Annotated in this window: 13 protein-coding genes; 5 read left to right on the top strand and 8 right to left on the bottom strand. The window is 62.6% G+C overall.

Going from position 1 to position 14018, the window contains the following annotated elements; translation table 11 throughout:
• The first annotated feature begins 151 nt into the window (after window positions 1-151).
• The gene (locus RFM68_RS23245) at window positions 152-1045 is read left to right on the top strand and encodes a LysR family transcriptional regulator (RefSeq protein WP_320235355.1); all 894 of its coding nucleotides are present in this window, start codon (window positions 152-154) and stop codon (window positions 1043-1045) included.
• Window positions 1046-1090: 45 nt separating this feature from the next.
• Here RFM68_RS23245 and RFM68_RS23240 read toward each other — a convergent pair whose 3' ends face one another.
• The 3 genes from RFM68_RS23240 to RFM68_RS23230 form a co-directional block, all read right to left on the bottom strand.
• Window positions 1091-1705, bottom strand: a complete 615-nt coding sequence (locus RFM68_RS23240) for a TetR/AcrR family transcriptional regulator (protein WP_320235354.1) — start codon at window positions 1703-1705, stop codon at window positions 1091-1093.
• A gap of 133 nt (window positions 1706-1838) precedes the next feature.
• Complete coding sequence (locus RFM68_RS23235) at window positions 1839-4955, bottom strand: efflux RND transporter permease subunit (RefSeq protein ID WP_320235353.1); 3117 nt, start codon at window positions 4953-4955, stop codon at window positions 1839-1841.
• Window positions 4955-6067, bottom strand: coding sequence for an efflux RND transporter periplasmic adaptor subunit (locus RFM68_RS23230; RefSeq protein WP_320235352.1), 1113 nt, complete (start codon window positions 6065-6067; stop codon window positions 4955-4957). The genes RFM68_RS23235 and RFM68_RS23230 overlap by 1 nt, the downstream gene beginning before the upstream one ends.
• 85 nt (window positions 6068-6152) lie before the next feature.
• Between RFM68_RS23230 and RFM68_RS23225 the strand changes: the two genes are divergently transcribed.
• From RFM68_RS23225 to RFM68_RS23210, 4 genes are all read left to right on the top strand, one after another.
• Window positions 6153-6731: a TetR/AcrR family transcriptional regulator gene (locus tag RFM68_RS23225; protein ID WP_320235351.1), complete on the top strand. Its 579-nt coding sequence runs from the start codon at window positions 6153-6155 to the stop codon at window positions 6729-6731.
• A gap of 39 nt (window positions 6732-6770) precedes the next feature.
• Complete coding sequence (fabF, locus tag RFM68_RS23220; protein ID WP_320235350.1) at window positions 6771-8066, top strand: beta-ketoacyl-ACP synthase II; 1296 nt, start codon at window positions 6771-6773, stop codon at window positions 8064-8066.
• Between the two features lie 66 nt (window positions 8067-8132).
• Window positions 8133-8948 carry an oxidoreductase gene (locus RFM68_RS23215; protein ID WP_320235482.1) on the top strand — a complete coding sequence of 272 codons (816 nt, stop codon included), beginning with the start codon at window positions 8133-8135 and terminating at the stop codon, window positions 8946-8948.
• Window positions 8945-9718 (top strand): NADPH-dependent F420 reductase, encoded by a 774-nt coding sequence (locus RFM68_RS23210; protein WP_320235481.1) that lies wholly within the window; start codon window positions 8945-8947, stop codon window positions 9716-9718. The genes RFM68_RS23215 and RFM68_RS23210 overlap by 4 nt, the downstream gene beginning before the upstream one ends.
• Before the next feature lie 55 nt (window positions 9719-9773).
• Here the strand turns inward: RFM68_RS23210 and RFM68_RS23205 are convergent, their stop codons facing one another.
• Genes RFM68_RS23205 through RFM68_RS23185 form a run of 5 tightly spaced genes read right to left on the bottom strand, consistent with a single transcriptional unit; the run spans window position 9774 to window position 13909 of the window.
• The gene (locus RFM68_RS23205; protein ID WP_320235349.1) at window positions 9774-10079 is read right to left on the bottom strand and encodes a MurR/RpiR family transcriptional regulator; all 306 of its coding nucleotides are present in this window, start codon (window positions 10077-10079) and stop codon (window positions 9774-9776) included.
• Window positions 10080-10103: 24 nt separating this feature from the next.
• The gene (locus tag RFM68_RS23200) at window positions 10104-11126 is read right to left on the bottom strand and encodes a Gfo/Idh/MocA family oxidoreductase (RefSeq protein ID WP_320235348.1); all 1023 of its coding nucleotides are present in this window, start codon (window positions 11124-11126) and stop codon (window positions 10104-10106) included.
• Between the two features lie 37 nt (window positions 11127-11163).
• Window positions 11164-11967 carry a TIM barrel protein gene (locus tag RFM68_RS23195; RefSeq protein WP_430694911.1) on the bottom strand — a complete coding sequence of 268 codons (804 nt, stop codon included), beginning with the start codon at window positions 11965-11967 and terminating at the stop codon, window positions 11164-11166.
• Window positions 11968-11984: 17 nt separating this feature from the next.
• A complete protein-coding gene (locus RFM68_RS23190) occupies window positions 11985-12785 on the bottom strand; it encodes an ATP-binding cassette domain-containing protein (RefSeq protein WP_320235347.1) in 801 nt (266 codons plus the stop codon).
• Window positions 12786-12787: 2 nt separating this feature from the next.
• The gene (locus tag RFM68_RS23185; RefSeq protein ID WP_320235346.1) at window positions 12788-13909 is read right to left on the bottom strand and encodes an ABC transporter permease; all 1122 of its coding nucleotides are present in this window, start codon (window positions 13907-13909) and stop codon (window positions 12788-12790) included.
• Window positions 13910-14018 lie beyond the last annotated feature (109 nt).

The raw sequence follows: 14018 nt of genomic DNA, 5'->3' as shown, positions 1-14018 counted from the left end.
AATCCGCGGTACTATTTCGATTAGCCGTCCTAATCTGCATGGACTTATCGATTCATGATATGAATTGACGGGAGAAGGACGTGGGAGCTGGCCTGGGCGACACGGCCTTGGCGATGACCGGCTCACGAAGAACGGCCAAAGGAAAGTGCCAATGCAGCGCGAGGACATGAAGGATCTGCTGTGGTTCCTGGCTGTCGCGCGCGAGCGCAGCTTCACCAAAGCGGCGGCGGAGCTCGGCACGTCACAGTCGACGCTCAGCCACACCATCAAGCAGCTTGAGGCCCGGCTCGGCGTACGGCTTTTGACCCGCACGACGCGAAGCGTGGCGCCGACCGAAGCGGGCGAGCGGCTTTATCAATCGCTTGCGCCGCGCTTCGAGGCGATCGAGTCCGACATTTCAGGCTTGGTCGCCTTCCGCGACAAGCCCTCCGGCACTGTCCGCATCACGCTGTCCGACCATGCGCTGCAGACGATCGTCTGGCCGAAGCTCGAGCCCGTGCTTCGCGGCTATCCAGACCTGCGGGTCGAACTCTACAGCGACAACGGCATGCGCAACATCGTGGAGGAACGCTTCGACGCCGGCGTGCGGCTCGGCGAGAGCGTCGACAAGGACATGATCGCGGTACGGATCGGCCCGGACTGGCGGCTGGTGGCCGTCGCCTCGCCGGGCTATTTCTCGCGCCGCCCCGTCCCAAGGATACCGCAGGATCTGGTCGGGCATGACTGCATCAGCTTGCGCCAGGCGACGTTTGGCGGGCTCTATGCCTGGGAGTTCGAGAAAAAGGGCCGCGAGCTTCGAGTACGGGTGGATGGCCAGCTGACCTTCAACTCGACCCTGCCTATGGTCGACGCGGCACTAAGCGGCTACGGCATCTGCTACGTCCCGGAAAACCTCGTCAGCCATCACATCGCGCAGGGGCGGCTGACGCTCGTGCTTGACGACTGGAGCCTGCCCTTCCCGGGCTATCACCTCTATTATCCGAGCCGGCGGCAGCTCTCGCCGGCGATGGCGGTGGTCGTCGAGGCACTTCGTTATAGGAACTGAGGTTGGGAAACGGGGGCGGCGCCGGCCTTCGACGGCTCCTCTAGCTTAATCCGACTTGCCGAGAGCTTTCAGTATAAAGCGAATCTGCTCTCGCAGGCTCGCCTCGTTGTCTTCGCCGTGTTGGACGCAATGCTCGATCAGAAGCGGATGGAAGAACGGCATGAACGCGGTCTTGACGGCACGCGCCGCTTCTGCCGGGTCGCCGACCGTGAATTCGCCCGCATCGACGCCCTCGCGAATAATCGCCTCGAAGATCGTTACTATCCACTCGATATGAGCTTTGACGATCGCCCAGTTCTCCTCCATGCCGGCGACAATCATGTCGTGCATGTGCTTTTCTTCGATCAGTGTCGCCGTGCCATGGTGGTGGACTGCGATCAAAAGCCGACTGAGTTTCTCCGAGGCCGTGGCGTTCGCACGTACGATCGCGGACGCGATGTCGGCGACCTCGTTCAGGATCCGCTTGCAGATGAACCCGTTGATCGCAGCCCTGGAGGGAAAGAAGCGGTAGACATTCGCCCGGCTCATGCCGACGTCGGAGGCGATGTCGGCCATCGACGTCTTATGGTAGCCGATGCGGCGAAAGTGCTCCTCCGCCACCTCCAGAATGCGTGCGCGCACCTCGTCGAGATCAGTTCGCATTCCGATCGGGTGATTCATCAATGTCTCCGAAACTGATCGATCGGACATGCGGGCTCGTGCGGACGATCCTCTGTAAACGGGTAAGATCGTCCCGCCCGCAAGGCAGATCCTGCGGGCGGGAACTTGACCCGTCTCCTGCGACGACCGACCCCTATTCGGCGGCCATTGCTAGCCGCAGCACCGGTTCCGGTTCATGCGTCAAATCCTGATGGGTCTCATCCGCCGCCGGCTTGATCCGGAACCACGCGACATAGAGCGCAGGGAGGAACAGCAGGATCAGCACCGTGCCGGCCGCCGTGCCGCCGATCAGCGTGAAGGCCATCGATCCCCAGAAGACGGAGTGCGTGAGGGGGATGAAAGCCAGCACGGCGGCCAGTGCGGTCAGGATCACCGGCCTCGTGCGTTGCACCGTGGCCTCGATGACGGCGCGATAGTCGTCAAGGCCGGCGGCACGGTTCTCCTTGATCTGTTCGGTCAGGATCAGCGTATTACGCATCAGGATGCCCGCCAGTCCTATCAGGCCCAGGATAGCGTTGAACCCGAAGGGCTGGTTGAAGGCCAGCAACATCGGTACGACGCCAACGAGGCCGAGCGGTGCCGTCAGCACAACCATGAACATCGTCGAGAAGGATCGCACCTGCAGTATGATGACGATCAGCATGGCGGCGAGCATGGCCGGAAAGACCTTACCCAGCGCTGTGTTGGCCTTGGTTGCCTCCTCGATCGATCCACCCATTTCGATGCGATAGCCGGCAGGCAGGGATTTAATCAGCGGCTGGAGGGCCGTCATGATCTGCTTGGAAACTTCCGGAGGCTGCGTCGCCTCATTAATATCCGAGCGGATCGTGATGGCGGGTGTGCGATCGCGGCGCTTCAGGATCGGCTCCTCCAGACGGACTTCCGAATGGCCGATCTGGTCGAGTGGAATCTGGCGGCCGTCCCGGCTCATCAGTGAGAAATCCGCCAGACGCGATGGATCCAGTCGCTCGCCGCCGGCGCTGCGTGCCACGATGGGGACATTGCGGATGTCTTCGCGGACCTGCGTGACCGGGATGCCGGTGAGGAGGAACTGGAGCTGCTGGGCCACCTCCGCCGGCGACAGGCCGATGAGGTTCAGTCGATCCTGATCCGGTATGAAGCGCAGTACCGGCGTGCGATTGCCCCAGTCGCGACTGGCCTGCCGCACGTCCGGCACGCCACGCATGACGTCGAGAGCTTTCTCAGAGATGGCGTACAATTGCGCGGGATCAGGCCCCATGACCCGGAACTCGACCGGGAACGGCGTGTAGGGTCCGAATACGAGTTGCGTAACGCGGATGTTCGCTTCGGGGGCAAGCCCTGTCGCAACCGCTTCACGCAGCCGGTGCTTCAACACCTCGCGTGCCTCCGCGTCCGGTGTCAGCACGACGATCTTTGCGAAGGCGGGATCCGGCAATTCCGGCGCCATGGCAAAGAAGAAGCGGGGAGCGCCCTGGCCGACATAGCTCGTCACGATCTTGGCCTCGGGTTGGTCGCCAAGCCAGTGTTCCAGCTTCTCGACCGTGGCGGTCGTCGTCTCGATGCTGGTGCCTTCCGGCAGGCGAACCTCGACCAGCACTTCAGGGCGATCGGATGTCGGGAAGAACTGCTGCTTGAGACCGCTCATGCCGACAACCGAAAGCGCGAAGACAATGCCGACGGCAGCGCAGGTCACAAACTTGTGGCGCACGGCAAAGGTGATGAGCCGGCGAAGGCGCCGATAGTTCGGTGTATCGTATATGGCGTGGACGCCGCCTTCGACCGGTTTGATCGCGGGCAGCATCTTGACGCCCATATACGGGGTGAAGACCACAGCGACGACCCAGGAGACGATGAGGGCGAAGCCCACGACCCAGAAGATGTTTCCGGCGTATTCGCCGGCCGTCGAGCGCGCGAAGCCCACCGGCAGGAACCCGGCGATGGTCACGAGCGTGCCCGACAGCATCGGCGCCGCGGTATGGCTCCACGCATAGGCCGCCGCCTTGATGCGGTCCATGCCCTCTTCCATTTTCACCACCATCACCTCGATGGCGATGATGGCGTCGTCCACGAGAAGGCCAAGCGCCAGGATGAGGGCGCCGAGCGTGATGCGGTCGAAGAACCGGCCGGTTTCCAGCATGATGAGGAAGACGACCGCAAGCGTCAGAGGAACGGCGGCCGCCACGACGATGCCGACGCGCCAACCCATGCTGATCAGGGCGATCAGCAGCACCACGCCGAGCGCCATCGCGAATTTGAGCATGAACTCGTTCACCGACGAGCTGATGTTCACGGCCTGATCGCTGACCTTGGCCAGCGTCATCCCGAGAGGCAGCGTTTGTGCAATCGCCGCCGATCTCTCCTCCAGCGCCTTGCCGAGTTCAAGACCATTCCAGCCCTCCTGCATCACCGCCGCGAGCATGATGGTCGGCTCGCCCTGGTGACGGATGACGTAAGTGGCAGGATCCTCGTAGCCGCGCCGGACCTCGGCGATGTCGGAGAGCTTCAGCGTCCGCCCCGCGGCGACGATCGGCGTGTCGGCGATCGCCTGGACACTGTCATAAGCGCCATTAACCCGGATGAAGACTTGCGGCCCCTCCGTGTCGATCGAGCCCGCCGGTGTGACGGTGTTCTGCCGCTGCAAGGCGGCAACGATATCCTGCGCCGACACGCCGAGGGTTGCCAGCTTGGCATAGGAAAACTCGACGAATATCTGTTCGGGACGTTCGCCCAGGATGTTGATCTTCTTGACGCCAGGCACATGCAGAAGGTCCTGGCGAATGGTCTCGGCTTGCCTCGCCAGTTCCCGCATAGGCAAGCCCTTCGCCTTGAGGGCGTAAAGAGCGAAACTCACATCGGAATATTCGTCGTTGACGAATGGCCCAAGCACGCCGGGCGGCAGATTACGGGCTTCATCCCCGAGTTTCTTACGGGCCTGGTAGAACTCCTCCTGGACGCTCGATGGCGGTGTGCTGTCCTTCAGCGTGACCGTCAAATACGCATAGCCCGGCCGTGTTGTCGTCTCCACCCGGTCGTACCAGGTCAGCTCCTGAAGTCGCTTCTCCAACGGTTCGGCGACGAGGTCCTGCATCTCGCGCGCCGTCGCGCCCGGCCATACCGTCGTGACCGTCAGGGTCTTGATGGTGAAATTGGGATCCTCCGCCCGTCCAAGCATGAGGAAGGCGTAGGCGCCGGCGGCGACGAGCAGAATAATGAAGAAAAGGATGACGGCTCGCTCGCGAACGGCGATCGCGGAAAAATTGAGGCTCATCAGTTGCTCCTGTCTTCAGAGGCAGTCCTGACGCGAGCGCCCTCCTGCAAGAGATGAGCGCCGAGCGAAACAATCTGATCGCTGGAACTCAGTCCGGAGATCACGGCAGTTTCGCTGGTCACACGAACAAGCTTGATGGGCCGAAAGTGTACGGTCGAGGTTGCGCCGTCCAAGCTCCAAACGCCGGTCTTCTGGCCGTCATCCAGCACGGCTCCGAGCGGCACCTGGACTTCCGTTTGACTTGCCTGGCTTGCAAGCCGGATGGTTACCGTCGCGCCAAGCGGTGCTGCCGCGGCCTCACCATCGAGCACATAACGGGCCTCATAGGTACGGGTCTGGGGATCGGCCGCGTCCGACAGCTGCCGCAGATGCGCCGTAAAATGCCGCCCATCGGCTCCATACATGCCCGCCTCGGCTACCGATCCGATCGCCGGCCGGATCGTTTCGGGAAGTGCGACCACCGCTTCGCGGGGGCCGGCGTTTGCGATCCGAACCACGGTTTGTCCGGCGGCGACAACCTGTCCCGGCTCGCCAAGCGTTTCGACGACCGTTCCGTCGGCGTTCGCATCCAGGACGGAATAGGCCGCCTCGTTTTCCGCGACCTTCGCTTCCGCTTCGGCGGCGGCAAGCTGTGCCGTCGCGGTATCAAGTGCTGCCTTCGCCTGCTCGTAGCGCTGCGGGGTTGCGGCCAATTCCTTCTTGACCAGAACGGCATAGCGCTTTTCGTCCGCACTGGTCTGAACCAGGGCAGCGCGTGCCGCGGCGACAGCGTTGCGCTTGGCGGCGAGCGCAAGGGCCAGATCGGTATCGTCGATCCGCAGCAGCGGTTGGCCCGCCTTGACCTGTTCGCCGACATTTACAAGTCGCTCGACGATCTTGCCGGGTACACGAAAACCAAGATTGCTCTGCACCCGCGCGGCAATTGTACCCGTGAAGCCGCGTTCGGATCCTGTCACCTCCACTGGCGTCACCAGTCTGACGATCGGTGGTTCCTGCCTCGGGTCGGCCGCTGCGGAAGCAGCCTGCGTGCGAATGGAAAGTGTGACGAATGCCGCCACACCCAACCCCGCGACCAAAATGCTCCCCAGCCCAATAACGTGTTTCTTTTTCATGCCCGTCGCCTCCTGTTAAAATAGATTGCATTCACACTCTATACCTGATATAGATTTCATACGCAATCTAAAAAAGGAGATGACGATGCGCGTAAGTCGCATTCAGGCCGCGGAGAACCGCGAAACGGTAATCAATGTGGCAAGCCGGCTTTTTCGAGAGCACGGCTTTGATGGTATCGGGCTGAAGGATCTGATGAAGGGTGCCGGGCTGACCCAAGGCGCTTTCTACAAACAGTTCGCATCAAAGGAGGATCTGGCGGCGCAAGCGTCCAAGCGGGCGATGGAGAGCGCTGCCCATCGATGGGCGGCGGCGACCGCTGCGAGCCCAAACGATCCGCTTGGCGCGGTGATCGACTTCTATCTCAGTAAGGGACATAGCGACGAAAGGATGGATGGCTGCCCGGTCGCGGCGCTCGGCTCGGATGCCGCCAGACAGGGGACCGACGTGAAAGCGTCGTTCGAAGCCGGGATCAGCGCATATCTTGAAGTCCTCGGCAGCATGATTGCCAAGGCCGACAGCGAGAAAACCAATGAAAAGGCCATGGCCGTCCTCTCGACGATGGTCGGTGCGGTGGTCCTCTCGCGCGTCGTCAATGATCCCGACCTCGCCCAAGCCTTTCTGGATGCGGCGACCGAACAGGTTCGCGACACCGTCACCGCTTGAACGGCGCGGTGCTGGCGACTCAGATTGATAGGAGAATAGATGCGACGGATTGTTGTCACGGGCATGGGCGCGGTCACGCCCCTTGCCGCCGATGTCGAGACGTCATGGTCGCGTCTCCTGGCCGGCCGCTCGGGCATCCGAAGGCTTCCAGACGACGTGGTCGGAGATTTGCCCGCGAAGATCGGCGGCGTGGTTCCTTCCCTGGAAGAGGATCCCGAAGCCGGCCTCGATCCGAATGCTTTCATGGCACCGAAGGATCAGCGTAAAATCGACCGCTTCATTCTTTTCGCGCTGGCGGCGGCGGAGGAGGCGCTGGCTCAGGCGCGGTGGAAGCCCGCCTCGGAAAATGACCGGCTTCGCACCGCGACGATCATCGCTTCAGGTGTCGGAGGTTTTCCTGCCATAACCGAGGCGGTGCGGACGGTCGACCAGCGCGGCGTTCGGCGTCTTTCACCGTTCACGGTGCCGTCTTTCCTGGTGAACCTCGCCGCGGGCCACATCACGATCCGTTACGGCTTCAAAGGCCACATCGGCGCACCGGTAACGGCGTGCGCCGCCGGCATCCAGGCGATCGGCGATGCGGCGCGCATCATCCGCGCCAATGAAGCCGATATCGCCGTGTGCGGCGGCACCGAAGCATGCATGAATGTCGTCAGTCTCGGCGGCTTTGCAGCGGCACGCTCGCTTTCAACCTCCTTCAATCACCGTCCCGACCAAGCCTCCCGTCCCTTCGACATGACCCGTGACGGTTTCGTCATGGGCGAAGGCGCCGGCATCCTGGTCATCGAGGAATTGAGCCATGCGCTTGCGCGCGGCGCGAAGCCGCTCGCCGAGGTCGTCGGCTACGGCACGACGGCGGATGCCCATCACGTCACGTCCGGTCCCGAGGACGGCGACGGCGCGCGCCGCGCCATGGAGATCGCGATCGCCCAGGCCGGCATTTCACCGCGTGAGGTCCGCCATCTCAACGCGCACGCGACCTCCACGCCGGTGGGCGACCTGGGAGAAATCGAAGCGATCAAAACGGTCTTCGGCACAGATTTTTCGATAGCCGTCAGCGGAACGAAGTCGGCGACCGGACACCTGCTCGGCGCCGCCGGCGGGCTTGGCGCGATCTTCACGATCCTGGCGCTCAGGGACCAGGTGGCGCCGCCTACCCTCAATTTGAGCGCCCCCGATCCAACCGGCCAAGGGATCGACTTCGTCGCAAACCGGGCTCGGTCAATGGAGATGGACTACGCGATCGCCAACGGTTTCGGCTTCGGCGGAGTGAATGCCAGCGCGTTGTTCCGGCGGTGGGACGGACACGGCGTGAACGGGTCGAGCCGCTCATGATCGACGCTTTTGCTCCGGCCTTTCCTGCTTTTCCCCACTCCAATCTCACCCAAGAAAGTGATCTCCATGAATAAGACCAATCCTAGCGTCGCCATCGTCACAGGGGCATCCTCCGGCATCGGGCATGTGACGGCCAAGACCCTGCAGAACGCGGGCTTTCGCGTGTTCGGAACCAGCCGTCGCGCAGTGTCCAAAAAATCCGACGGCATTACCATGCTGAGCTGCGACGTGACCGACGATGCGTCCGTGGCGAAACTGGTCGACGAGGTGCTGGCCGAGGCGGGGCGCATCGACCTGCTTGTCAACAATGCCGGCATGGGCCTACTTGGCGGCGCGGAGGAATCCTCGACAGCCCAGGCCCAGGCTTTGTTCGACGTGAACGTCTTCGGCGTCATCCGAATGATCAACGCGGTGCTGCCGACGATGCGGCGTCAACGGAGCGGCAGAATCGTTAACTTGAGCTCGGTGCAGGGGTTCATCCCCGCTCCCTATTTCGCGCTTTATTCGTCCACCAAACATGCCGTTGAAGGCTATTCCGAATCGCTTGACCATGAACTGCGACCGTTCGGAATTCGCGTCGCGTTGGTCGAGCCCGCCTATACCCGTACGTCGTTTGAAGACAATCTCGCCAGGCCGGATCAGTTGCTCGATATCTATGACGCTGCGCGCGCCGGCATGACTATAGCGGTGCGGAAGGCGATGGAAAAAGGCGATGTGCCCGAAGTGGTGGCCAAGACCGTTTTGGCGGCTGCGACCGATCCCGCCCCGAAGAGGCGCTATGCGGCGGGAAAAATAGCGCGCCAGGTCAGTTTCCTGCGCCGTTTCGTCCCCACATCCGCATTCGACAAGAGCCTGCGAAAGCAACTCGGGCTGCCGGTCTGAGGCGGGCGCTCGTCGACATTAACGAAAGGACACCCATGAAGATCGGAATTATCGGCGCTGGAAACATCGGCGCCACTTTGGCGCGAAAGCTTGCCGCAAGCGGCCATGAGGTCAAGCTCGCCAATTCGAAGGGGCCGGGCACCATCCGTGATCTCGCCCATGACATTGGAGCTGCCGCTGTGACGAAAGAGGAAGCCGTGCGAGGCGTGGAGGTGATCATCCTTTCGATCCCGTTCGCGAACTATCGCGATCTCGCCGATCTGTTCAACGAAGCGCCTGCCGATGTCACTGTCATCGACACCTCCAACTATTATCCGCTCCGCGACGGGGCCATTGCGGGGGTCGATGGCGGCAAGCCTGAAAGCGCTTGGGTGAGCGAGCAGATAGGCCGCCCCGTCGTCAAGGCATGGAACGCCGTGCTGGCGGCGACACTGGCCGAGAAAGGACAACCGGCCGGAGCATCTGGACGCATCGCCATTCCGGTCGCTGGCGACGACCCGAAGGCCAAGGCCAAGGCCATGGAACTGGTGGAGGTCACCGGCTTCGACGCGCTCGACTCTGGAAGGCTCGGCGACTCCTGGCGTCAGCAGCCCGGCACTGCGGCCTATTGCACGGAACTGACGGCGCACGAGCTGACGTCGGCGTTGCGGTCGGCCGACCGCTCTCGCGCGCCCGGCAATCGCGACGCTCTCCTCAGAGAATTCATGGCAGCGGGCGGCAGGTTGACACACGACGAAATCGTCGCCCGCAACCGGACGGTGACTGCGTGATCACTGAAGCCTGAAATTGCTGAAAGGAAAGTGATAGACGCTGTCGCCGTGGCAGCTACGGACCTGCCCGCCCGGCGTCCGCTTCATGACGCCGTTGGAGTTCCTCGCGGAAAACATTTCTTGCCTCCTTCAGGCTGCGTTTGCCGAGAAGCCTGGCGAACCTGGCGACCGTCGTCTTCGAGACGCCGGTGCTGGCAGCAATCTTGACCGCACTGTCGAAAGCCAGAAGTTCAGGATGCGCAAAGGCGACTGCGGCGAGTTTTTCGACTTGCGGCGGGAAAACAAGCTCGCGACAGGCAATCCCTCTTTTCAGGTCCGCAAAGGTCGCCGCCCGATTGGTGCCGTGATCGGAAACCGACATGTCCCACCACCTTGCCGCAATTCTTCAGATCTCGTTCATCGACACGGTGCGCCGTTCTTCCACCGACTTGATGCATGCAAGAGCGATCGCAAGCGCGGTGCGCGCGTCCTGACCGGTCGGCCCGTTGACCACGCCGCTGCGAACCGCGCCTACGAAGGAGGCAAGCTGAGCAGTGTAGCCGTGCACGAAATGATCGGTGTCGCGCCGCCACGTATCGTTGGAGACGCCGTTCTTGTCGAAGAGGATCATGCTCGAGCGGCGCACATCGCCCATGGTGATCATGCCGCCCGAACCGAAGACTTCGCCGCGAATATCGTAGCCGTACATGGCGGAAAAATTGGCTTCGGCTACGGCAATCGAGCCGTTGTCGAAGCGGATGGTGACGACGGCCGTGTCATGAAAACCCTTGTCCTTGGCATCGGGGCGCACAAGCGCATCGGCGATTGCCGTGACCTCGACCGGCTGGGCTGCGGGGTTGAGCCAGACAAGCGTGTCGAAGTCGTGGATCAACGTCTCGTAGAAGATCGTCCAGCGCGGCGTCCTTTCCGGATTGCCGCCATAAGGGCCGGGATCGCGCGTCAGCGACCGGATCAACTGCGGCGTCCCCACCTTGCCCGCGTCAATCGCGGCTCGCCCTTCGGCGAAAGCCTGGTCCCAGCGACGGTTGAAGCCAACCTGCAGCGGCACCCGCGCCTTGGACGCAGCGGCGATCACGCGGTCCGCTTCCTCAAGCGTCAGTGCCATCGGCTTTTCGCAGAAGACGGCCTTGCCGGCCTCGGCCGCCTGAATGGCAAGGCTGGCGTGGAAGCGCGCCGGCGAAGCAATGACGACGGCTTCGACCGCCGGGTCGGCGAGCGCCAACGAGACGTCGGTCACGGCGGTTGGAATATCCAGCTTTCTGGCGAGCGCTTCCGCCGCTCCCTCCGCCGGGTCGGCGATCGCGACCAGGGTTGCGTCGACAAGCCGGCGCGCGACGGATTCGGCATGAAAGGAACCGATGCGACCAGCCCCGATCAGGGCGATATTCACAGGGCGGTGGGCAGGCATTTGATGCTCCGAAATTCAACCGTTGAGAAATGATGGCCTAGAGGGTGAAAGCCTGGCGGAAGCGGCTGAGCGCGAGCTCATCGTCGCCTGACGGCCAGGCCTCCATGCCGATGACGCCGCGATAGCCCATCTGGTAGAGGGCGCGGGCGATGGCCGGGTAGTTGATTTCTCCGGTGCCCGGTTCGTTGCGGCCGGGAACATCGGCCACCTGGATTTCACCGATGTGGGGAAGCGCTAGGCGGCAGAGCTCGATCAGATTCCCTTCGCCGATCTGCGCATGGTAGAGGTCGAGGTTGAGCTTGAGCGACGGCCGGTTGACCGACGCGACGAGTGCGATCGTGTCGGCCACCTTGGCGAACGGCGTTTTCGGATGGTCGACAGCCTCGTTGAGGTTCTCGAGCACGAAGGTCACGCCTTCCTGTTCGCCAAGGTCGGCGATGCGGTTGAGCGTATCGCGGGCCTTGAGCCACATTTGGCCGGTCACGACTTCTGACTTGACGACCGGCAGCCCCTGCCCGTCGAGCCCCGTGCCATGAAGGTTGAGCCGCGGGCAATCCAGCTCCTTGGCGACCGGTATGGAGAGTTTCGCCGTCCTGATCAGCTCTTCCGCGCCCGCGTCATCGGCGAGCGTGCCTGTCACATAGCCGGTCATCGAAGAAAACGAGGCTCCGGACCTGGCAAGCGCGGCAATGTCGTGCTTCGTCCAGTCCCAGATCTCGGCGACGAAGCCAAGTTCGGTGATCCGCCCGAGGCGGTCGAGCATGGGTAGCGAGCGGAACACCATCTCCGCGCAAACCGCCAAGGTGAAGGGTCCCGCGGTTTCAGGGGCCGTTGTCATCATCGATATCCTGTTCGAGGTTAGATCGTTCCGCCGAGCTCGTCGGACAGGGTCTGCAGTTCCTTGCCGCCGGCCATCATGTTTTGCAGTTCGTCGATTCCGATCTCGCCTTTGGCGCAGGTGCCAAGCGTCTTGCCGCGGTTGAGCACGGTGAACCGGCTGCCGACGGCATAGGCATGACGGACATTGTGGGTGATGAAGATCACGCCAAGGCCCTTCTGCTGAACCTGGTGGATGTATTTCAGCACCATCGATGTCTGGGCGACGCCCAGCGCCGAAGTCGGTTCGTCGAGGATCAGGATCTTCGCGCCGAAGTAGACGGCGCGCGCGATGGCCACGCATTGCCGCTCGCCACCCGAGAGCGTGCCGACCGCCTGGTTGGGGTCGCGGATGTCGATGCCAATCTTGCGCATCTCCTCATGCGTCACGGCATTGCAATGTTTGAAGTCGATGTGACGGAATGGCGGGATGCCCTTGAGCGGTTCGCGGCCCATGAAAAAATTGCGGGTGATCGACATCAGCGGGATCATCGCCAGATCCTGATAGACCGTGGCAATGCCGGCATCGAGCGCGTCGCGAGGGCTGCTGAAGGTGACACTTTTGCCCTCGACGAGGAAGTCGCCGCTGGTCGGACGAACGACGCCGGAAAGCGTCTTGATGAGCGTCGACTTGCCGGCGCCATTGTCGCCCAGCAGGCACAGCACCTCGCCTTGCGACACCTTCATCGAAACGCCCGACAGCGCGATGACGGAACCATAGTGCTTGACGATATTGTTGACCTCGATGACGGGCGGCGAGGTCACTGTCTTGCCATCAGCCATGATCAGCGCTCCCCTGTCACCTTGCGGCGGATGAAGTTGTTGAAGAGGACGGCCAGAAGCAGCATCGAGCCCAGGAACACCTGGAACCAGTCGGAGTCGAACTGGGTGTATGTCAGGCCGATGGAAACGAGGCCGAAGATGATGGCACCGAAGAAGGCGCCGATCGCCGAGCCATAGCCGCCAGTCAGCAGGCTGCCGCCGATGACGGCCGCGATGATGGCCTCGAATTCCTTCTGAAAACCGCGGCGCGCGTCCGTCGAGCCGGCATCCAGCACGGTGATAATGGCAACGAGCGCCGCCGCGCATGCCGTCAGGGCAAAGAGCCCGGTCTTGACGCGGTCGACGGGCACGCCGGAGTTTCTCGCCGCGACCGGATCGCCGCCGGCCGCAAAGATCCAATTGCCGACGCGCGTGCGCAGCAGCATCCAGGTGGCGACCCCTGTGATCCCGACGAACCAGAGAACCGAGACCGGCACACCCGTCACCTTGGGCACGCCATTGTCGAATTTCTCGATGAGGTCGTGCTCGGCAAGCCAGTTGAACAGGGGCTGGAAGGCGACGCCCGAAAACACCTGCTTCAGCAATCCGTCGCCGACGACATCCTCTATCCCGCGCAGTTGGGTCGAGCCGCCGGTTGCCCATTTGAGACCGACCAGGGTCAGGCCACGCAGGATGAACAGGAAGGCAAGCGTGACGATGAACGAGGGCAGCCGCGTCCTGATGACGATCTGCCCGTTGACCGCGCCCATGACGGCCGCGAGCAGCAGCGTGAAGACGATGGAGAGCCAAAGCGACTGACCGAAATTGGTCAACAGCGCGCCGAAGATCAGGCCGGTGAAGGCCACCATCGAGCCGATCGAAAGATCGAACTCGCCGCCGATCATCAAAAGCGATGCGGCGATGGCCAGGATCCCCAGCTGCGACGCGGGCGCCAGGATGGTCATCAGGCCGGAAAGCGAAAACATCGACGGGTCGGCGGTGAAGAAGAAGAACACCACCACCAGGACCAGCCCGGCGACGGCGCCGAGCTCGGGCCGGCGCATCATATGCGTGAGAAATCCGACTTGCCTGATCCGCTCATCGGGTTTCGCGGCAGGGGCTGCCTGCTGTTCGATCTGAGCCATGATTCCTCCCTTCGATGGCGTGCGACATTGCCGACCGGTATTGCGGATCTTGCGTCCGGCGAGCCGAGCGCCCTCCCCGAAAGCGGGGAGGGCCTCCGACAGGCTTCGG

The organism is Mesorhizobium montanum (genome assembly GCF_033977145.1).
In the GTDB taxonomy this organism is placed as follows: Bacteria; Pseudomonadota; Alphaproteobacteria; order Rhizobiales; family Rhizobiaceae; genus Mesorhizobium; species Mesorhizobium montanum.
This window is presented reverse-complemented; position numbering and strand designations above follow the sequence as displayed.